Genomic DNA, 20,445 nt, shown 5'->3' with positions numbered 1-20,445 from the left:
GGCGCATGCGAGGATCGTAGACATTCGTACGAGTCAGGCGAATCACAGACATGCGAGTCACAAAGGAGTGCCGCCCGTGCCCGGTGAGAATCTGTCCCGCGACGAGGCCCGCGAGAGGGCCGCGCTGCTCTCCGTCGACGGTTACGAGGTCTTCCTCGACCTGCGGTCGGCGATCGGCGAGAGCGGTCAGGAGCCGCGCACGTTCCGCTCGGTCACCACCATCCGCTTCCGCAGCGCCGATCCGGGCGCCACGACCTTCGCCGACCTGATCGCGCCGAGCGTCACCGCGGTCTCGCTGAACGGCAAGGACCTGGACCCCTCCGAGGTCTTCGACGGCGCCCGGATCGCGCTTGAGGACCTCGCCGAGGAGAACGAACTGGTGGTGGACGCCCAGTGCGTCTACAGCCGCACCGGCGAGGGCATGCACCGCTTCGTCGACCCCGAGGACGGCGAGGTCTACCTCTACACGCAGTACGAGCCGGCGGACGCGCGCCGTGTTTTCGCCAACTTCGAGCAGCCCGACCTCAAGGCGACCTACCGCTTCCAGGTGCAGGTGCCCGACGGGTGGACCGCGTGGTCCAACGGCGTGGGCGAACTCGTCGACGGCGTATGGCGGTTCGCCGAGACCAAGCCCATCTCGACGTACGTCACGGCGGTCGTCGCCGGCCCCTATCACTACGTGACGGACTCCTACGAGCGCGTCCTCGCGGACGGCACCCGCCTGGAGATCCCCCTCGGCGCGATGTGCCGCAAGGGCCTGGCCCCGCACTTCGACCCGGACGACGTCTTCCTCGTCACCAAGCAGGGCCTGGACTTCTTCCACGACAACTTCGACTACCCGTACCCCTTCGGGAAGTACGACCAGGCGTTCGTGCCGGAGTACAACCTGGGCGCCATGGAGAACCCCGGCATGGTGACCTTCCGCGAGGAGTACGTCTTCCGCGGCAAGGTGACCCAGGCGTCGTACGAGCGCCGGGCCGGCGTCATCCTGCACGAGATGGCGCACATGTGGTTCGGCGACCTGGTCACCATGCGGTGGTGGGACGACCTGTGGCTGAAGGAGTCCTTCGCCGACTTCATGGGCTGCTTCTCGCTGGTGGAGGCCACCCGCTTCACCAACGGCTGGATCACCTTCGCCAACAACCGCAAGGCCTGGGCCTACCGCGCCGACCAGCTGCCCTCCACCCACCCGGTCACGGCCACCATCCATGACCTGGAGGACGCCAAGCTCAACTTCGACGGCATCACGTACGCCAAGGGCGCGAGCGTCCTCAAGCAGCTCGTCGCCTATGCCGGCCGGGAGGCGTTCCTGGAGGGCGCGCGGCGCTACTTCAAGCGGCACGCGTACGGCAACACGACCCTCGCCGATCTGCTCGCCGTCCTGGAGGAGACCTCCGGGCGCGACATGACGAGCTGGGCCCGGGCGTGGCTGCAGACGGCGGGCGTCAACTCCCTGACCCCGCAGGTCATCCTGAACGCGGAGGGCCGCATCACCGAGCTCTCCGTCCTCCAGGAGGCCGCCGAGTCCCACCCCGAGCTGCGCCCGCACCGCGTGGCCGTCGGCCTGTACCGCCGCACCTCCGCCGGCGACCTGGAGCGGTACGCCCGCGCGGAGGTCGACGTCGACGGGCCGCGCACGGTCGTGGCCGAGCTGGCCGGCGAAGAGGCGCCCGAGCTGGTCCTGGTCAACGACGACGACCTGACCTACTGCAAGATCCGCTTCGACGAGAACTCCCTCGCGACGCTGCGGGACCACCTCGGCGACCTCACCGACCCGCTGGCCCGCGCCCTGTGCTGGTCGGCGCTGTGGAGTCTCACGCGGGACGGCCTGATGCCCGCGCGCGACTTCATCGCGTCGGTGCTCCGGTTCGCCGGGCGGGAGAGCGACATCGGCGTCCTGCAGATGCTGCACGCCTGGACCAACTCCGCCCTCACCCACTACGCCGCCCCGAGCTGGCGCGAGGAGGGCGCCCGCACGCTCGCCGAGGGCGCGCTGCGGGAGCTGCGGATCGCGGCGCCGGGCAGCCAGCACCAGCTGACGTGGGCGCGGTTCTTCGCCACGGTGGCGTCCTCGGCGGCCGATCTCCAGCTGCTCGAGGGCCTGTTGGCGGGCAACGCGAAGATCGACGGCCTGGACGTCGACCAGGAGCTGCGCTGGGCCTTCCTCGCCCCGCTGACCGCGCACGGCGTCGCGGGCGAGGACGTCCTGGCGGCGGAGCTGGCCCGCGACGACACGGCGTCCGGCAAGCGGCACCAGGTGCGGTGCCTGGCCGCGCGGCCCTCCGCGGCGGTCAAGGCCCAGGCGTGGGCGGCCGTGGTGGAGTCGGACGCGCTGTCCAACGCCCTGGTGGAGGCGACCATCTCGGGCTTCGCCCAGCCGTCCCAGCGGGAGCTCGTCGCGCCGTACGCCGCGCGGTACTTCGACGCCATCGAGCGGGTGTGGGCCGAGCGGTCCATCCAGATCGGCATGGACGTGGTGCGGGGCCTGTTCCCGCATCTGCAGGGCGACGAGGCGACGTTGGCCGCGGCGGACGAGTGGCTCGCCGGGCACGAGGCGAGCGCGCCCGCACTGCGCCGGCTCGTCCTGGAGGCCAGGGACGACCTGGCCCGCTCGCTGCGGGCCCAGGCGTGCGACGCCGCGGCGGCGCGCTAGAGCGGTGACGTGGTGACGTAGTGGCGTGGTGAGCGGGGCGGCGGTCTTCGCGGGGCCGCCGCCCCGCTCCCTCCCCCTCCACCCCGCCGTTCCGGCCCCCGCCGCAGGTCAGCGACCGTGGGCCGGGCCGGTGCCCATCGGTCGTCGAACGCCCGTGCTTTAGGGCGAGCTTGTCCGGGTTTGTCGACGGGCGTGTAACAGCGGTTAGCGCGGCGGTCGGGCGCGGGAACGACCGGGTCATGAACCACAACACCCCGCTCTCCCCCCTTCCCCTCACGCACCTCGCCGACGCCCAGCTGCGCGTCATGAGCACCGCCCAGCTCGGCGAGCACGGCATCTCCGCGGCGGACGCCGGAGCCCACTGCAGGCCCGGCGGACCGTGGCAGCAACTTCTGCCGGGCGTCTGCCTGTTGCACCCCGGCCCGCCGACCAGCGAGGAGCGGCTGCACGGCGCGCTGCTGTACGCGGGGCGGCCGCCGGCCCCTCCGGCCAGGGCCGTGCCCGCCCAGCCCCGCGCGGGCGAGCCGCACGCACCGTACGCGGACGCGATGATCACGGGGCTCGCCGCGCTCGCCCTGCACGACTTCTCGTCCGCTCCCCCGCTGCTCTCCCTGAACCACATCGACGTGCTGGTGCCGCGCACCCGGCGGCTGCGTTCGGTGAGCTTCGCGCGGCTCGTGCGCGCTCAGGCGATGCCGACCTCGCAGCAGATCACGGGAGTTCCGGTGGCGCCGGTGCCGCGGGCGCTCGCCGACGCCGTGGCGCAGCTCGCCGAGGCGGGCGCGGTGCGGCGGCTGCTCACCGAGGCGGTGCGCGGCGGGCACTGCGAACCGGCGGCGATCGTACGGGAGTTGAACGGCGCGCGGCTGCTCACCCGGCCGCATGTGGTGGACGCCGTCGACTCGCTGCTCGCCGAGGGGCGGGCCATCGCCGAGGACCGGCTGTACCGGATGGTGGCCGAGCACGGGCTGCCCGACCCGCTGTGGAACGTCGATCTGCGGCTGCCCGGCGGCCCGCACCTCGGCGGCGTCGACGCCTACTGGCCCGACCACGCCGTGGCCGTGGAGCTGGACACCCGGGCCCCGCGCCAGGACGAGGACGCCCTCTGGTCGGAGTACGTCCGCAAGCGCGAGCATCTGGAGCGGCTCGGCATCACCGTCGTGCACGTCACGCCGAAGAAACTGCGGGACTCCGTCGAGCAGCAGGCCACCGTGGTGCGGACGGCGCTGATGGCGTCGGTCGACCGCGACCCGGCGGCGTATGTCGTGGTGCTGCCCAGGTAGCGCGGCGAGGCCGTCTTCACCCCTTGCGGAGGATCAGTTCGGTGTTTTTGTCGCCGGGCTCGCCGCCCAACGTGGGCCGTGCGCCGGGGGCGTTGAAGGACAACTCGCGGTAGAGCGCGGCGAGGCCCGTCTGGGAGAGGTCGGTGAAGTCCGTGCGGTGCGGGGCGGCGGACTCGATGAGGGTGGTGAAGACGGAGACCGTGCCGTCGTGGTTGTCGCTGATCTCCACCACCCGCGCGAGCTGCGGGAAATCGATGTGCGACGCGGTGGAGATCTCCCAGAAGGAGCCGTGCGGGGTGGCGTGCGGGGTGATCGCGTTCTTGTGGCTGTGGCCGTTGACCCAGGCGAGGACGGAGCGGTGGCGGCCGAGCAGTTCGACGATCTCCTCGCCGCCGTGCCGTCGCTCGCCGGGGTGCCCCGGGTCGTCGCGGAGGTTGCGCATGGTCCTGCTGGTGTGATGGCTGAGGACCACGACGTACGAAGGACCGCCGGCCCGCCGCTCGTTGGCCTTGAGTTCCCGTTCCAGCCAGCGCAGTTGGGCGGTGCCGAGGGAGCCCTCGTAGTGGCCGCCGGGGTCGGTGGTGTCCAGGCTGATGCCGAGCACGTCGTCGCTGACGCGGAAGGAGTAGTACTGGGTCCCGGCGGCGAGGTTCTCCTCGGTGTAGCCGTGGCCGACGGGGCCGTGGCCCTGGTGGGCCGGGTCGAGGTGCGCCCGCAGGTACTCGGCGGGGGTGAACGGCGCCCTGGACGCGTCCGGCGTGACGCTCCTCATCCGCCGCGCCTCGCTCTTGAGCAGCTCCTTGAAGTGCGCGCCCTTGGGGTCGCGGCCCTTCTTGACCGCCTTCCAGAGGGCGGCACCGCGCTGTTCGTCCAGGGACATCAGCTTCCGGCCGCCGGTGGCGAACTCGGTGAAGTACGGGTCCCGGGGCGCCCAGCAGCCGCCGGGCAGGGCGTCGTGGTTGCCGACCGTGGAGTACCAGGGCAGGCCGAGGCCGGGGCTGTTGACCTCGCGGACGGCGGCGTCAAGGAAGCCGTGCAGCCGCGGGAAGCCGCGCCGCTTGTCGGCGTCGCGCAGGGCGTCGTCCGGGTGCCAGTACAGCGCGAGACCGCTGGCCTGCACGCCTTCGTAGTGGCGCGGGTCGCCGGTGTTGGGGGTGATGCGGCCGCCGCTCATCACCGTGAGGAACCAGTCCAGTTCGGACCGGGAGTTGTTGTCGGTGTTGTCGCCGGTGGTCACGACGCAGTGCAGGGGCGCGCCGGTGGCGGGGGCGCCGCGCAGCGCGTTGACGCGTTCGACGAGCGCGACGGCGCCGGCCACCGACAGGGACTCGTGGGGCCGCCAGGCGCTCGCGGTCTGGGCGCGCAGATACTCGTAGCGCAGCGGGTGCTGGACGTCGACGAGGTGCAGGTCGGTGAATTGCACGAAGGCGGCGAGCGCGGTGCGCCGCCCCTCGCGGCCCGCCCGGGCGGGCGCCAGGTCGCCGCGGACGACGCGCGGCCAGGCGGGCCCGTCGCCCAGCCGACGGTAACCGGTGGTGCCGCGCGGGGCGGCGGCGGTGAGCAGGGTGGTGCCGTTCTTGTACGGGGCGAGGGGCGCGGCGGGGGCGGGCCGGGAGCGCGGGACGGTGGCGCGGCCGGCGGGCGCGGCGTTGCCGGAGCCCGCGCCGGGGCCCAGCGCGTAGCCGACGCCGGCGGAGACGGTGACGGCGCCGGTGGCGGCGAGGAAGGCGCGGCGGTCGAGGCGGGTGACGGTGGAGGCCGCGTCGGCTGCGGCCGTGGCGGTTGCGGTGGCGACAGAGCGTATGCGCGGCATGCGCGGTCTCCCCGGGTGCGAACGCGTCGGCAGTGGTCGCGGGAGGCCCGGGCCCTGGTGCGGCCGGCGAACTTCCCGCTCGTACTGGATCGTTGGCAGCGGGGGTGACCTGTGCGTGAACGAGGCCGCAACGCGCGACGCCGATCACCGTACGTGGATCACCCGGCACCCTGCGCGGTCACGCGGTCCTCTCCGGCCGGAGAGGAAGCGGTCACTCCGTGTTCACCTCGCGGGGAAGGGGAGGCGGGGTACGGGGTCAGCGCTCCCCGTCGGGACGGGGGCCGGGAAGGTGGCCGCTGGCGGGGCGGGTGCGCCACAGGTCGAGGCCGATGTCGACGAGACCGACGCGGTCGAGGTCCGGCACGGCCGTCAGCGGGTGCCAGGCGGCGAGGTCGGTGGACCCGTCGACCTCGTGGCGCAGGGCGCCGCCGGTGACGCGTCCCTCGTACACGAGCCGCAGCCCGTGGAAGTCGGCGACGGCGCCGAGCCGGCGCGGGTAGCGGCGGCGCAGCGAGTCGACACCGAGCAGGGCGATCGGTTCGACGACGTATCCGGTCTCCTCGTCGGCCTCCCGGACGACGGTGTCGTACGGGTCCTCGCCGTGGTCCATGCCGCCGCCGGGCAGCGTCCAGCGCCTGGCGCCGTCCCCGGCCACCCAGCGGGCCAGCAGGACCCGGCCGTCCCGTACGCACACGGCGTAGGCCGCCACCCTCAGTTCTTTCTGCATCCGGTCGACGCTAGGGCCTGTGCGGCTGTCCGCGGCCCATTACGGGTGACGTCCTCGGGTCATGTCCGGCTATGAACTCATCTGTCCCCCATGGCGCTTGGCGGAATGCGTCACGCCCTGATCACAGCTCGGACAACTCTCCCCAAACAGCTGTCACTTGCGTAAGGCTGAGCGGTCATCCGGCCCCGGATTCCGGAACTTCCCGGTCTCCGGTCCGGTATCGACCCTCCTCCCGACCTTCACGCAGGGATGCCGATGCCCAGATCCAGTTCCCGTTCCGGTACGAGCGCGAGACGCGCGCCCCGCCTCGCGATAGCCGTCGGCCTCACCGCCGCGCTCTGCGCGACCGGGGCCGCACCCCTCGCCTTCGCGGCGGACGACACCCCGTCCCCCGTACCCGCGCCCAAGTCCGCGGCCGGCAAGCTCGGTCCGGCCGACGCCGAACTGCTCGCCAACGCCGAGGCGGCTGGCGAGAAGACCGTCACCATGATGGTCGCCACCGCGCCCGGCGCCACCGAGCAGGTCGCCGGCCGGCTCGACGCCGTCAAGGGCGGCTCGGTCGGCCGCACCTACGACAAGCTCGGCTACGTCCGCGCGACCGTGCCGACCGGCGCGGCGGACGCCGCGATCAAGTCCGCGGCCGCGCTGTCGTCGGTGCACGCCATCGACCTGCGCCACGAGATCGAACTGGACGACCCCACCCCGGCGGCCGACCGCGCCAAGGGCGCCGAGTCCGCGGCGCACGGCACGTATCCGGGACCGGGCAGGAGGACCCCGGCGAAGAACCCGTACAACCCGTCCGCCGAGACCGGCGCCGTCGACTTCGTGCAGAAGCACCGCAAGGCCGACGGCCGGGGCGTCACCATCGGCATCCTCGACTCCGGCATCGACCTGGGTCACCCGGCGCTGAAGAAGACCACCACGGGCGAGCGCAAGATCACCGACTGGGTGACGGCGACCGACCCGATCGTGGACGCGGACGGCACCTGGCGCCGCATGACCAACCCCGTCACCGGCCCCGTCTTCACCTGGGACGGCGAGACGTGGAAGTCCCCGGCGGGCTCCTTCCAGGTCAACCGCTTCCGTGAGTCGGCCACCGCGGGCGGCGACGCCAAGGGCGACCTCAACCGTGACGGCGACACCACCGACAGCTGGGGCGTCCTGTACGACCCGGCGTCCGGCACGGTCCGCGTCGACCTGGACGACGACAACGACTTCACCGACGACAAGCCGATGAAGCCGTACAAGGACGACCACCAGGTCGCCTACTTCGGCAAGGACGACCCGGCGACCGACGTCGCCGAGCGCGTCCCGTTCGTCGTCGAGATCCGCAAGGACGTGCCGACCGACCCGTACGGCGGCGACTGGGTCGGCAAGAAGGCCGACTTCGTCAACATCGGCGTCATCGAGTCCGAGCACGGCACGCACGTCGCGGGCATCACCGCGGCCAACGGCCTGTTCGGCGGCAAGATGAACGGCGCGGCGCCCGGCGCCAAGCTGGTCTCCTCGCGTGCCTGCACCTGGACCGGCGGCTGCACCAACGTCGCGCTCACCGAGGGCATGATCGACCTCGTGACGAAGCGCGGCGTCGACATCGTCAACATGTCGATCGGCGGCCTCCCTGCGCTCAACGACGGCAACAACGCGCGCGCCGAGCTCTACAACCGCCTCATCGACACCTACGGCGTGCAGCTGGTGATCTCCGCGGGCAACTCCGGCCCCGGCGCCAACACCATCGGCGACCCCGGCCTCGCCGACAAGGTCATCTCGGTGGGCGCGGCCATCTCCAAGGAGACCTGGGCCGCCAACTACGGCTCGGTCGTGCGGAAGAAGTACGCGATGATGCCGTTCTCCTCGCGCGGCCCGCGTGAGGACGGCGGCTTCGCGCCGGTCATCTCCGCGCCCGGTGCGGCCATCAACACCACCCAGACCTGGCTGCCGGGCTCCCCGGTCGCCGAGGCCGGGTACCGGCTGCCGGCCGGCTACTCGATGCTGCAGGGCACCTCGATGGCGTCCCCGCAGGCCGCGGGCGCCTCGGCGCTGCTGCTCTCCGCCGCCAAGCGCGAGAAGATCGACCTCACCCCGGCGGCGCTGCGCACCGCGCTGACCTCGACCGCGCGCCACATCCCCGGCGAGCAGGCGTACGCGCAGGGCACCGGCCTCATCGACATCGTGCACGCCTGGAAGTCCATCGAGGACGACGCCACCGCGCACACGTACACGGTGCAGGCCCCCGTCGACACCGCCCTCGACCAGGAGCTGAAGAAGCCCGGCACCGGCATCTACGACCGCGAGGGCGGCCTGAGGACCGGCCAGAAGCGGACGTACGACGTCACGGTCACCCGCACCTCGGGCCCGAACCGCGGCATCCGTCACGAGCTCGACCTCGTCAACAACCACGAGGGCACCTTCAAGCTGCTCGGCAAGGGTGACGTGACGCTGGGCCTGAACAAGCCGGTCACCGTCAAGGTCCAGGCGAAGGCGAAGTCGGCCGGGCTGCACAGCGCGATCCTCACCGTCGACGACGAGCGCACCGAGGGCGTCGACCAGCAGATCATGTCGACCGTCGTCGTCTCGGCGCCGCTCGCCGAGCCGGCGTACACCTTCACCGCGTCCGGCTCGACGCAGCGCAACAGCACGAAGTCCTACTTCGTGACCGTGCCCCAGGGCGCCAAGTCCCTGGAGGTCGCCCTCGGCGGCCTGAAAGGCAAGAGCCAGACCCGCTTCATCGCGGTGCACCCGTACGGCGTCCCGGTCGACTCCACCTCGTCGATCGTCTGCTACCCGAACTACGAGAACCCGGCCGACACCTGCCGCCCCGACCTGCGGGCGTACCCGGACCCGCAGGCCGGCGTCTGGGAGATCGAGGTCGAGTCGCGCCGTACGTCGCCGCTGCTCGACAACCCGTACAAGCTGACCGTCGCCGCGCTCGGCGTCGCCTTCGACCCGGCCGTGCAGACGGTGCCCGAGGCGAAGGTCGGCACGCCGGCGCCCGTCTCGTGGACGGTGAAGAACGACTTCGCCGCCGTCGACGGCAAGCTGAAGGGCGGCTCGCTCGGCTCGGCGAAGTCGACGCGGCCCAGCATCAAGCAGGGGGAGACGCAGACCACCGAAGTGGTCGTGCCCGAGGGCGCGGAGCGTCTGGACGCCGCCATCGGCGCGCCCGCGGACATCGCCGCCGACCTGGACCTGGCCGTCAAGAAGGACGGCGTGGTCGTGGGTTCGTCGGCGGAGGGCGACTCGGACGAGTCGGTCAGCCTGACCAAGCCCGCCGCCGGTACGTACACGATCGAGGTGACGGGCTACTCGGTGCCGTCCGGGACGACCGCGTACGACTACCGGGACGTGTTCTTCTCGGGCGCGCTCGGCAAGGTCACCGTCGACGAGACGAAGAGGGTGAAGCTGGCCAACGGCGCGTCGGCGAAGGTCGACGCGCAGGTCGAGGCGAAGGCTCCGGCCGCCGCGGGCCGTGAGCTCTTCGGCGAGGTGTCCCTGCTGAACGCGGGCGGCACGGCCGCGGGCAGCGGCAGCGTGAAGGTCGAGAAGGTCACGCCGTAACCTCCGTCCGCCCCGGCGGACCGCGCTTGAGGAGTCCCGCCGAGATGCCGCGTCAGCGAGCGTCTCGGCGGGACTTTTCCCGTCCGGGGGGGCGTGGGGGCGGGGTCGGCCCCGCCCTCGGGGCGCGGGTGGCCCGCCCGGGGCTCGGCTGCCCCGCCCAGCGCTCGGCTGCCCCGGCCTCAGGGCCCGGCTGGCCCGGCCTCAAGGCTCGGCTGGCCCGCCCTCAAGGCTCGGCTAGCCCGGCCTCGGGGCTCGGCTGGCCCGTCCTCGGGGCTCGGGCCTGCCCGTCCACGGGGCTCGGGTCCACCCGTCCACGAGGCTCGGGCCCGCCCGCCCTCGGGGCGCGGGTGACCCGCCCGGGGCTCGGCTGCCCCGGCCTCAAGGCCCGGCTGGCCCGCCCTCAAGGCCCGCCCTCGGGGCGCAGTCGGCCCGCCCTCGGGGCTAAGGCCCGCCCGTCCACGGGGTTCGGGCCCGCCCACCCCCGGGCTCAGGTCCGCCCTCAGTCGCCCGGCCCCGGCCCCGAGCCGCAGGTGATCTTCCTTGCGGCCGGCAGGGCCTTGAGGATCATCGTGCGCAGGCGGTCGCGTTCCTTGCCGACGGCCCAGTTGGCGGGTTCCGCCGAGCCCTTGTCGACGGTGACCAGGACGTGGTCGCCCCGGCGCAGGCGTGGCTCGGCGTAGCGGTCCATCGGGAAACTGACCGTGTCGCTCCCCGACTCCGGCTTCAGGTGCCGCGTGACGTCGACCGTGACGCGCTCCTCGAGAGCGCCGGGCACCGGGTCGACCGCCGTGACCGTGCCCTCCACGATCAGCCGCGAGCAGGCGACGAAGCCCTCCGGGCTGAGATCCGCGTCGCCGCCGCCCGCGCGGCCCGGCTTGCCGTCGGACGTCGTGCCCCGCGCCGCGCCCTGGTCGCTCCCGCCGCCCTGCCCGGCGTCGACCACGAGCCAGCCGAGGCCGCCCATCATCACCGCCGCCAGCGTGGCCGCGATCGCGCCGGGGGCGACCGTGAACCGGCGCCGGGTCCGGACCCGTCCGGGCGGCGCGAGGCCTGGCGCGGGCCCGAGGCCTGACCCGGGGCCGGCCGCCGCCAGGGTGGCGCCCAGCGTGCCGAGCCGCTCGCGCAGGAGCGCCACGTCCGCGGCCGCCGCCGCGTGGTCGGCGGCGAAACCGGGGTCGCGCAGCGCCTCGGCCGGCGCGGGCTCGCCCGTGATCGCCAGCATCAGCGCGTCGACGTCGTTCTCCGGCACCCTCACACCACCTCCCCTTCGTGCAGGCGGGCCCGCAGGAGCCGTACCGCCGTGTGCAGCCTGCTCTTGACCGTGCCCTCCGGGATGCCGAGCTCCTCGGCGATGGCCCGGACCGGCAGGTCCGCGTAGAAGCGCAGCACCACCGCCTGCCGCTGGGCGGCGGGCAGCTCGCCGAGGCCCTGCGCGACGGCCAGCGAGGTGGCCCGCGCCTCCGCGCCGTCCTCGTCGCCGGCCTCCCGCCACAGCACCGCGAGCCGCTCGCCGAGCCGCTCCTGGCGGCGCCGGGCCCGGTGCCAGTCCATGGCCAGGTTGGAGGCGACGACGGCCGCCCACGCGGACACGTCACGCGGCGCCTCGCGCCCGTCCGCCGCCCGCTCCAGGAGCTTCAGGCGGACCTGCTGCACCCCGTCGGACAGGTCGGCGTGCGGCACACCGCCGAGCGCGAGCACCGCACGGACCCGGTCCTCCTGGGCCGCGTCCAGCGGATCCGCACCCCCGGCCGCCGTCCCCGCCTGCGGCGCGCGGCGCGCCTTTCTGCGCAGCAATGTGCCCCTCCCGTCCCCGCGTTTCCCCTACGACGCCGGGGCGGCCCGGAACGTTCACGGCGGCCGCCCGCGAATGTGGCGTCCCGCACCCCGGACAATGGATTGGACAACGCGGCCCTGGACAGACGCATGATGGAGCAAGCCCAGGCCGGGGTCACCGGGCCGCACGCACATACGGAGGAAGTCCCTGTGAAGGTCGGAATCGTCGGAGCCACCGGTCAGGTCGGCACGGTCATGCGCAAGATCCTCGCCGAGCGGAAGTTCCCGGTGGAGGAGCTGCGTCTGTTCGCCTCGGCCCGCAGCGCCGGCTCGGTCCTGGACGGTGTCACCGTCGAGGACGCCTCCACGGCCGACTACACGGGCCTGGACATCGTGCTGTTCTCGGCCGGCGGCGCCACCTCCAAGGCCCTCGCCGAGAAGGTCGCCTCGCAGGGCGCCGTCGTAATCGACAACTCCTCGGCCTGGCGCCGCCACCCGGAGGTCCCACTCGTGGTCTCCGAGGTGAACCCGCACGCGATCAAGAACCGCCCCAAGGGCATCATCGCCAACCCGAACTGCACCACGATGGCCGCGATGCCGGTCCTCAAGCCGCTGCACGCCGAGGCCGGCCTCGAAGCACTGGTCGTCGCCACCTACCAGGCGGTCTCCGGCTCCGGCCTGGCCGGCGTCGAGGAGCTCTTCGAGCAGGTCAAGAAGGTCGGCGAGGACGCCCCGAAGCTCACCCACGACGGCACGGCGGCCGAGTTCCCCGAGCCCGACAAGTACGTCGCGCCGATCGCGTACAACGTCCTGCCGATGGCGGGCTCCGTCGTCGACGACGGCCTGAACGAGACCGACGAGGAGCAGAAGCTCCGCCACGAGTCGCGCAAGATCCTGGAGATCCCGGAGCTGAAGGTCTCCGGCACCTGTGTCCGCGTGCCCGTCTTCACCGGCCACTCCCTCCAGGTCAACGCCCGCTTCGCGCGGCCGCTGAGCCCCGAGCGGGCCACTGAGATCCTCTCCTCGGCCGAGGGCGTCGTCGTCACCGAGGTGCCCACGCCGCTGGTCGCCGCGGGCAAGGACGACGCGTTCGTGGGCCGTATCCGCAAGGACGAGACGGTCGAGAACGGCCTGGCGTTCTTCATCTCCGACGACAACCTCCGCAAGGGCGCGGCGCTGAACGCCGTGCAGATCGCGGAGCTGGTCGCCGCGGAGCTCAAGGGCTGAGTTCCTGCCGTACGCCGATGGGGGGCGGTCACCGTGTGCCGGTGGCCGCCCCCTTCGCGTACCGGCCGGGCCACACGCGCCGCGGCCCCGCGCACGCCACCGCGACCAGCGCGAGCGCGGCGAGGCCGCCGCCCAGCCACAGCACACCGCCCGCCCCGTGGCCGTCCGCGACCCGGCCGCCGGTGAAGGCGCCGAGCGCGATCGCCCCGTTGAACACCCCGGCGAAGAGCGCGGACGCCGCCTCGCGGGCGTCGGGGGCCGCGGCCATCACCCAGTTCTGCGCGGAGACCGACACCCCGCCGTACGCCAGCCCCCACCCCACGAGCACCGCCACCGACGCGGCGAGCGAGCCGCCCGCGGGCACCATCAGCAGCACCACGGCGGCGAGGAGCGCGCAGATCATCAGCAGCGCCCGGCGCGGATCGCGGGCCGCGACGGCGCCGCCCGCGAAGTTGCCGACGATGCCGGCCGTCCCGTAGGCGAGGAGCAGCACGCTGATCAGTCCCGCGCCGATGCCCGGCACCCGCTCCAGGACGGGGCGTATGTAGGTGTACGCGGCGAAGTGGCCGGTGACCAGGAGCGTGACGGCGAGCAGCCCGGCCCGCAGCCGGCCGACGCGCAGCAGGCCGGGGAAGGCGCCGAGTCCGATCCCCTCGCGGGCGGGCAGCCGGGGCAGCACCGCGGTGAGCAGCCCCGCCACGGCGAGGGCGAGCGCCGCGAGGCCCACGAACCCCCAGCGCCAGCCCGCCAGTTCACCGAGCAGCGTCCCCGCGGGCACGCCGAGCACGGAGGCCACCGCGATGCCGCTGAAGATCACCGCGGTGGCCCGTCCCGCGCCGCCCTCCGGGGCCAGCCGGACCCCGAGGCCCGCCGCGACGGCCCAGACGCCGCCGATGCAGACCCCCACCAGGACCCGCGCGGCGAGCAGGACGCCGAAGCCGGGCGCGAGCGCGGAGACCACGTTGGCGGCGGCGAGCAGCGTCATCAGCGCGGCCAGGACGGTGCGCCGGTCGACGCGGCGCGCGGCGACGGGCAGCAGCGGGGCGGCGAGTCCGGCGACGACGCCGGGCAGCGTGACGGCGAGGCCCGCGGTGCCGTCCGAGACGTGCAGGCCCGAGCCGATGGAGGTGAGGAGCCCGACGGGCAGCATCTCGGTGGTGACGACGGTGAAGGTGGCGGCGGCGACCACGAGGACGGCGAGGAGGGTGCGCGGGCGCGGCAACGCGCCGGTCCGCGTGGGGAGATGGGTGCTCTGTGACATGACCTCCACCTTGTGGGGGTGTCCGCCGGGGAACAACGCGGAAGATCTCATCCTTGTATGAGCCGGATTCATCGACCGGGACGGTCGTCGGGGCGAGTACGGAAGAGGGACCGCGCGTGATGAGCGGCAGGGGACTGGAGATCAGGGAGCTGGAGTGCTTCCTGGTGCTCGCCGAGGAGCTGCACTTCGGGCGGGCCGGTGAGCGTCTCCTCGTGTCGCAGAGCCGCGTCAGCCAGCTGCTCGCCGCCCTGGAGCGGCGGATCGGCGCGCGCCTGGTGGAGCGTACGAGCCGCCGGGTGGCGCTGACCACACTCGGGGAGCGCTTCCTTGCCGAACTCCGGCCCTCCTACGAGGAGTTGGCCGGCGCCGTCGAGCGGGCGAGGGCGGCGGCGCGGGGCGTCGAGGGGACGCTGCGGATCGGCTTCCAGGGGACCGCGGACGACCGTCTGATGCGGGCCATCGGAGTCTTCCAGGAGCGGCACCCGGCCTGTGCCACGGAGGTCGTGGAGATCCTGTTCTCCGACCCGTTCGGGCCGGTGCGTGCGGGCGAGGTGGACGCGGCGGTGGTGCTGCTGCCGGTCGACGAGCCTGATCTCGTGGTCGGACCCGTCCTCGCCGGCGAGCGGCAGACCGTCGCCGTGTCGGTGCGGCACGCGTTCGCGGGGCGGGCGTCGCTCACGGCGGCGGATCTCGCGCAGACTCCGCTGATCTCCGCCGCCGCGCCGGCGCCCGGGTACTGGCGGGCCGCGCACGCCCCGTCGACGGCCGCCCCGGCCGCACCGGCGGTCCGCACGCTCCAGGAGGGCCTGACGCTGGTCGCGGCGGACCGGGGGGCGATGCTCCTGTGCCGTCCGACGGCGGAGTACCACGGCCGCAAGGACGTGGTCTTCGTGCCGGTCGAGGGGGTGCCCGACTCGGTCCTCGGGATGGTGTGGCACCGGGACGGGGAGACGGGCCGGGTACGGGAGTTCGCGCGGGCGCTCGCCGCGGCCGGCCCGCCCTGACCCGACGTGACCCGCCCTGACCCGCCCTGATCAGGGCCTGCGCACCTCGAAGTGGAAGCAGCCGTACTCGACCGCCCGGACGTGCACGAGGACCACGTCCGGGTCGGCGAAGGCCTCCGCGAACGCGGCGTCGAAGCCCTGCTCCTCGTCCCGCGGGATCCGCAGGAGGCGGCCCCCGACGATGTGGCCGTTCCTGTCGTAGCGGCGCAGGGTGCGCAGGGATCCGGCGCGCGAGAAGGGGTAGCCCGTGCGCTCTCCCGTCGGGCCCGCGCAGGGGTCGGCGTGGATGAAGACGGGCCCCTGCTCGTCGTAGGCGCCGGGGGCCGCACCGGTCTCGGCGGCCCAGCGGCGCAGCGGCGCGTACGAGACGAGGGCGACGCGCTCGCCGGGGGCGATGGGCCGCAAACAGCACCGCAACGGGTCGCCGCCCTCGGGGTCGACGTACGGGGCGCAGGACTGCCCGGCGTCATCGGTCTCCCGCAGCCGGCGGAGGGTCTCGGGGGCGATGGGGCGGGGGGTGTACGCGGTGGCCGTGGGGAGGTCCGAGGGGGTGTCCGTGGGGCTGTCCGTGCGGGTGCTGGTCATGGGTCGAGCCTCGCGCGCGGGCGGGGGCGGCGCTGGCGGGATTCGGACGGGGAGTCCGGGGCCGCGCGCGGGTGGCGCTCGACTCACCCTCAAGGCCCCCCGGGCGGCGGTCAGCTCACCCTCAAGGCCCTCCGGACGGCGATCAGCCCACCCTCAGGGCCCCCGGGTGGCGTCAGCCCACCCCCCACGACCCCCGCCCGTTCAGCTCCCGTACGTCCTCGCCCGTCGTTCTGCGGTACGCCGCGTCCAGTTCCGCCAGTTCGGCCGGGGTCAGGACGTCCTCGACGTGGTCGAAGCCGTCCGGTGCGCGCAGGGCGACCGCGTGCAGGATGCGGTCCGCCGGCATGTCGCGGTTGGCGAGGACCAGCGCGTTGACCGGCTCGCGGCGCAACTCCTCGTACGCCCGCAGCCCCGCCTCCCGGTCCGGCGCGCAGTGGGCGAGACAGCGGGCCAGGACGCGGGCGTCGAGGATCGCCTGGGAGCCGCCGTTGGACCCCACCGGGTACATCGGGTGCGCCGCGTCGCCGAGCAGCGTGACCGGGCCGCGGCCCCACCGGGCGAGCGGGTCCCGGTCGACCATCGGGTACTCCAGGATGTGCCGCGTGCCGGCGAGCAGCGCCGGGACGTCGAGGTCGCCGATGCGCCAGCCCGCGAAGTGCGGCAGGACGTCGGAGAGCCGTCCGGAGCGGTTCCAGTCGGCGGGCCCCGCCATCCCGTGGTGCCGGGTCAGCGGGGAGCGCACCTCCGCCACCCAGTTGAGCAGGTCCCTGCCCCGCTCCTGGGCCCGGCGGGAGATCGGGTAGACGACGAGCTTCGCGGTGGCGTTGCTGCCGGCCACCGCGACGGTCCGGCCCCCGAGCACCGGGTGCCAGTCCGCGGTGCCGCGCCACATCCGGACGCCGTTCCACAGCGGCGGCCCCTCGCCGGGGTGCAGCATGGCCCGCACCGTCGAGTGCAGCCCGTCGGCGCCGACCAGGGCCCGTACCCGTACGGCGTACTCCCTGCCCCGCGCCCGGTCCCGCAGGATCACCCGCAGCGCGCCGCCCTCGCGCTCGGCCAGGCGCACGAAGGCGGTGCCGGTGCGCACCGCGTGGTCGCCGATCCGGTCGCGGACCGCGTCGAGCAGGATGAGCTGCAGGGCGCCGCGGTGGATGGAGTACTGCGGCCAGTGGTAGCCGAGGGCGAGCCCGCGCGGCTCGGCCCAGATGCGGTTGCCGTGCCGGTCGAAGTGGACCATCGCGTCGGGGGCGACGGCGGTCGCGGCGAGCTCGCCGCCGAGCCCGAGCTCGGTCAACTCCCGTACGGCGTGCGGCAGCAGGTTGATGCCCACCCCGACGGGGCGCAGATGGTCGGTGGCGTCCACGACGCGGACCTCGATGCCCGCCGCGTGCAGGCTGAGTGCGGCGGTGAGCCCGCCGATGCCCGCGCCCGCCACCAGGACGTCGGTCATGGCCGTCGCGCGGCCCGGCCCGCGCCGTCCGGACGCGAGCCACCCGGACACGGGCCGCCCGGCGGCCCCTCGATCCCCAGCATCTCCGGCATCCCCCTGTGGTCCCTGACCGTCCGCGGGCCGTGGTCGGCGGCCGGAGCGGACCGGTGCGAACGCGCGGAGCGTAACGGCACGGCAGCGGGAGAACAATGGCCCCGGCAGCCATCCGGTGCCCCATGGAAGGATGGCCGGAAACACGACAAGTCACACCCCTGAAAAACCCTGAGAAGTCGCACCCCCGAAGATCCGAGAGACCCGAGACGTCCCCCTCACGAAGGCCCGGACGTCGTACCCGAGGAGATGACCGCGTGCCCGGCACCAATCTGACCCGCGAAGAGGCGCAGCAGCGCGCGAAGCTGCTCACCGTTGACTCGTACGAGGTCGAGCTCGACCTCACCGGCGCGCAGGAGGGCGGCACCTACCGGTCCGTGACCACGGTGCGCTTCGACGCCGCGGAGGAGGGCGCCGAGACCTTCATCGACCTGGTGGCCCCCGCGGTCCACGAGTCGGTGCTCAACGGCCACGCGCTGGACGTGGCCGCGGTCTTCCGTGACTCCCGCATCGCGCTGAAGCACCTGCGGGCCGGCCGCAACGAACTGCGGGTCGTCGCCGACTGCGACTACACCAACACCGGTGAGGGCCTGCACCGCTTCGTCGACCCGGTCGACCAGCAGGCCTACCTGTACACGCAGTTCGAGGTGCCGGACGCCCGCCGTGTCTTCGCCTCCTTCGAGCAGCCGGACCTCAAGGCGACGTTCCGGTTCACCGTGAAGGCGCCGAGCGGCTGGACGGTGATCTCCAACTCGCCCACCCCCGAGCCGAAGGACGACGTCTGGTCCTTCGAGCCGACGCCGCGCATGTCGACGTACGTCACCGCGCTGATCGTCGGCCCGTACCACGCGGTGCACTCGACGTACGAGGGTCCGAACGGCCAGTCCGTGCCGCTGGGCATCTACTGCCGTCCGTCGCTCGCCGAGTTCCTCGACGCGGACGCGATCTTCGACGTCACGCGGCAGGGCTTCGACTGGTTCCAGGAGAAGTTCGACTACGCGTACCCCTTCGCCAAGTACGACCAGCTCTTCGTGCCGGAGTTCAACGCGGGCGCCATGGAGAACGCGGGCGCGGTGACCATCCGCGACCAGTACGTGTTCCGCTCGAAGGTGACCGACGCCGCCTACGAGGTGCGCGCCGCGACGATCCTGCACGAGCTGGCGCACATGTGGTTCGGCGACCTGGTCACCATGGAGTGGTGGAACGACCTGTGGCTGAACGAGTCGTTCGCCACCTACGCCGAGGCCGCCTGCCAGGCGTACGCGCCGGCCTCGAAGTGGCCGCACTCGTGGACGACGTTCGCCAACTCCATGAAGACGTGGGCCTACCGGCAGGACCAGCTGCCCTCCACGCACCCGATCATGGCCGACATCCGTGACCTGGACGACGTCCTGGTCAACTTCGACGGCATCACGTACGCGAAGGGCGCCTCGGTGCTCAAGCAGCTCGTCGCGTACGTGGGCGAGGACGAGTTCTTCCAGGGCGTGCAGGCGTACTTCAAGCGCCACGCGTTCGGCAACACGCGCCTGTCGGACCTGCTCGGCGCCCTGGAGGAGACCAGCGGCCGCGACCTGAAGACCTGGTCGAAGAAGTGGCTGGAGACGGCGGGTATCAACGTCCTGCGCCCGGTCGTGGACGTCGACACGCAGGGCGTCATCACGTCGTTCGCGGTCAAGCAGGAGGCCCCGGCGCTGCCCGAGGGCGCGAAGGGCGAGTCGACGCTGCGGCCGCACCGCATCGCGATCGGCCTGTACGACCTCGACGAGGCGACCGGCCGCCTGGCGCGCACGGACCGGGTGGAGCTGGACGTCGACGGCGAACTGACCGCCGTGGACGCCCTGGTGGGCAAGCGCCGCCCCGCGGTGATCCTGCTCAACGACGACGACCTGTCGTACGCGAAGGTCCGCCTGGACGGCGAGTCGCTGGCCTTCGTCACGGACCACATCGGCGACTTCGAGGCGTCGCTGCCGCGCGCGCTGTGCTGGGCGTCGGCGTGGGACATGACGCGCGACGCGGAGCTGCCGACCCGGGAGTACCTGAACCTCGTCCTGTCGGGCATCGGCAAGGAGTCCGACATCGGCGTCGTGCAGTCGCTGCACCGCCAGGTGAAGCTGGCCCTCGACCTGTACGCGGCGCCGGCGGGCCGGGACGCGGCGCTGGCCCGCTGGACCGAGGCCACCCTGTCCCACCTGCGGTCGGCGGAGCCGGGCAGCGACCACCAGCTGGCGTGGGCCCGCGCCTTCGCGGCGACGGCCCGCACGGACGCGGAACTCGCCCTCCTCGAACGCCTGTTGGACGGCTCGGAGTCGGTCGAGGGACTCGCGGTCGACACCGAGCTGCGCTGGGCGTTCGTGGCCCGGCTCGCGGCGACGGGCCGCCTCGACGAGGCGGGCATCGCGGCGGAGCTGGAGCGGGACAAGACCGCGGCGGGCGAGCGGCACGCGGCGTCCGCGCGGGCGGCGCTGCCGACCCCCGAGGCGAAGGCCGCGGCCTGGGCGTCGGTCGTCGAGTCCGACACCCTGCCGAACGCCATCCAGGAGGCGGTGATCGGCGGCTTCGTCCAGACCGACCAGCGCGAGCTGCTCGCCCCGTACACGGAGAAGTTCTTCGCGGCGGTCAAGGGCGCGTGGGACTCCCGCTCGCACGAGATGGCGCAGCAGATCGCGACGGGCCTCTACCCCGCGCTCCAGGTCTCCATGGCCACGCTGGACGCCACGGACGCCTGGCTCGCCGAGGCGCAGCCGTCGGCGGCACTGCGCCGCCTGATCACGGAGTCCCGCGCGGGCGTGGAGCGGGCGCTGCGGGCGCGGGCGGCCGACGCGTAGCCCTCTGGCCGGGCGGGGGGGGGACGGGTCCTCCTGCCCGGCGTCGGGGTGGGCGTCTTGCCCTGGGCGGGCGGGCCGGTGGCGGGTCGGGGGTGGGTCTGGCCGCCGCTGCGCGGCGGATGCCTTCCCACCCACCCGCCCGTTTGCTCCGCGACGTGACGCTGAGCCGGGTCGGACCGGCCCGCGCCTCCCGCCA

The 20,445-nt window shown here is 73.5% G+C and carries 13 protein-coding genes; 6 read left to right on the top strand and 7 right to left on the bottom strand.

Translation table 11 applies throughout. The annotated features are described in order from the left end of the window. Nucleotides 1-76 precede the first annotated feature (76 nt). Together pepN (ACZ6CV_RS00120) and ACZ6CV_RS00115 are read left to right on the top strand one after the other, a co-directional pair. Entirely contained in the window at nt 77-2,653 is a 2,577-nt protein-coding gene (gene pepN, locus ACZ6CV_RS00120) for an aminopeptidase N (protein ID WP_469248341.1), read from the top strand. A 239-nt stretch (nt 2,654-2,892) separates the two neighbouring features. Next, complete coding sequence (locus tag ACZ6CV_RS00115; RefSeq protein ID WP_469248340.1) at nt 2,893-3,936, top strand: hypothetical protein; 1,044 nt, start codon at nt 2,893-2,895, stop codon at nt 3,934-3,936. Between the two features lie 16 nt (nt 3,937-3,952). Here the strand turns inward: ACZ6CV_RS00115 and ACZ6CV_RS00110 are convergent, their stop codons facing one another. Both ACZ6CV_RS00110 and ACZ6CV_RS00105 read right to left on the bottom strand, forming a co-directional pair. Then, nucleotides 3,953-5,749: a TIGR03767 family metallophosphoesterase gene (locus ACZ6CV_RS00110; RefSeq protein ID WP_469248339.1), complete on the bottom strand. Its 1,797-nt coding sequence runs from the start codon at nt 5,747-5,749 to the stop codon at nt 3,953-3,955. A gap of 256 nt (nt 5,750-6,005) precedes the next feature. Next, nucleotides 6,006-6,476 carry an NUDIX hydrolase gene (locus ACZ6CV_RS00105; protein WP_469248338.1) on the bottom strand — a complete coding sequence of 157 codons (471 nt, stop codon included), beginning with the start codon at nt 6,474-6,476 and terminating at the stop codon, nt 6,006-6,008. Nucleotides 6,477-6,731: 255 nt separating this feature from the next. Between ACZ6CV_RS00105 and ACZ6CV_RS00100 the strand changes: the two genes are divergently transcribed. Then, a complete protein-coding gene (locus tag ACZ6CV_RS00100) occupies nt 6,732-10,034 on the top strand; it encodes a S8 family serine peptidase (RefSeq protein ID WP_469248337.1) in 3,303 nt (1,100 codons plus the stop codon). A 499-nt stretch (nt 10,035-10,533) separates the two neighbouring features. Here ACZ6CV_RS00100 and ACZ6CV_RS00095 read toward each other — a convergent pair whose 3' ends face one another. Beyond that, entirely contained in the window at nt 10,534-11,283 is a 750-nt protein-coding gene (locus ACZ6CV_RS00095) for a hypothetical protein (RefSeq protein ID WP_469248336.1), read from the bottom strand. A gap of 2 nt (nt 11,284-11,285) precedes the next feature. After that, a complete protein-coding gene (locus tag ACZ6CV_RS00090) occupies nt 11,286-11,828 on the bottom strand; it encodes an RNA polymerase sigma factor (protein WP_469248335.1) in 543 nt (180 codons plus the stop codon). Nucleotides 11,829-12,017: 189 nt separating this feature from the next. On the opposite strand from ACZ6CV_RS00090, the gene ACZ6CV_RS00085 reads away from it, so the two are divergent. Continuing rightward, nucleotides 12,018-13,034: an aspartate-semialdehyde dehydrogenase gene (locus ACZ6CV_RS00085; protein WP_469248334.1), complete on the top strand. Its 1,017-nt coding sequence runs from the start codon at nt 12,018-12,020 to the stop codon at nt 13,032-13,034. 28 nt (nt 13,035-13,062) lie between these two features. Here the strand turns inward: ACZ6CV_RS00085 and ACZ6CV_RS00080 are convergent, their stop codons facing one another. Then, nucleotides 13,063-14,295, bottom strand: coding sequence for an MFS transporter (locus tag ACZ6CV_RS00080; RefSeq protein WP_469248333.1), 1,233 nt, complete (start codon nt 14,293-14,295; stop codon nt 13,063-13,065). A gap of 119 nt (nt 14,296-14,414) precedes the next feature. Here ACZ6CV_RS00080 and ACZ6CV_RS00075 point away from each other — a divergent pair, with 119 nt between their 5' ends. Then, on the top strand, nt 14,415-15,299 hold the full coding sequence (locus tag ACZ6CV_RS00075) for a LysR family transcriptional regulator (RefSeq protein WP_469248332.1): 885 nt from the start codon (nt 14,415-14,417) through the stop codon (nt 15,297-15,299). 30 nt (nt 15,300-15,329) lie between these two features. Here ACZ6CV_RS00075 and ACZ6CV_RS00070 read toward each other — a convergent pair whose 3' ends face one another. After that, nucleotides 15,330-15,884 (bottom strand): DUF1203 domain-containing protein, encoded by a 555-nt coding sequence (locus ACZ6CV_RS00070; RefSeq protein ID WP_469248331.1) that lies wholly within the window; start codon nt 15,882-15,884, stop codon nt 15,330-15,332. Nucleotides 15,885-16,056: 172 nt separating this feature from the next. Beyond that, the gene (locus ACZ6CV_RS00065) at nt 16,057-17,334 is read right to left on the bottom strand and encodes a flavin-dependent oxidoreductase (protein WP_469249572.1); all 1,278 of its coding nucleotides are present in this window, start codon (nt 17,332-17,334) and stop codon (nt 16,057-16,059) included. A 347-nt stretch (nt 17,335-17,681) separates the two neighbouring features. On the opposite strand from ACZ6CV_RS00065, the gene pepN (ACZ6CV_RS00060) reads away from it, so the two are divergent. Beyond that, nucleotides 17,682-20,249, top strand: a complete 2,568-nt coding sequence (gene pepN, locus ACZ6CV_RS00060) for an aminopeptidase N (RefSeq protein WP_469248330.1) — start codon at nt 17,682-17,684, stop codon at nt 20,247-20,249. Nucleotides 20,250-20,445: the final 196 nt, after the last annotated feature.

The sequence above is a fragment of the Streptomyces sp. NPDC041713 genome (assembly GCF_055591085.1).
The sequence above is the reverse complement of the archived record's forward strand: the minus strand, read 5'-3'. Positions and strand labels throughout refer to the sequence as shown.

Bases quoted from the DNA above. Each gene is read 5' to 3' on its own strand.
- ACZ6CV_RS00115 (WP_469248340.1), top strand. From the start codon at position 2,893: ATGAACCACAACACCCCGCTCTCCCCCCTTCCCCTCACGCACCTCGCC.
- ACZ6CV_RS00110 (WP_469248339.1), bottom strand. From the start codon at position 5,749: ATGCCGCGCATACGCTCTGTCGCCACCGCAACCGCCACGGCCGCAGCC.
- ACZ6CV_RS00105 (WP_469248338.1), bottom strand. From the start codon at position 6,476: ATGCAGAAAGAACTGAGGGTGGCGGCCTACGCCGTGTGCGTACGGGAC.
- ACZ6CV_RS00100 (WP_469248337.1), top strand. From the start codon at position 6,732: ATGCCCAGATCCAGTTCCCGTTCCGGTACGAGCGCGAGACGCGCGCCC.
- ACZ6CV_RS00080 (WP_469248333.1), bottom strand. From the start codon at position 14,295: ATGTCACAGAGCACCCATCTCCCCACGCGGACCGGCGCGTTGCCGCGC.
- ACZ6CV_RS00075 (WP_469248332.1), top strand. From the start codon at position 14,415: ATGAGCGGCAGGGGACTGGAGATCAGGGAGCTGGAGTGCTTCCTGGTG.
- ACZ6CV_RS00070 (WP_469248331.1), bottom strand. From the start codon at position 15,884: ATGACCAGCACCCGCACGGACAGCCCCACGGACACCCCCTCGGACCTC.
- ACZ6CV_RS00065 (WP_469249572.1), bottom strand. From the start codon at position 17,334: ATGACCGACGTCCTGGTGGCGGGCGCGGGCATCGGCGGGCTCACCGCC.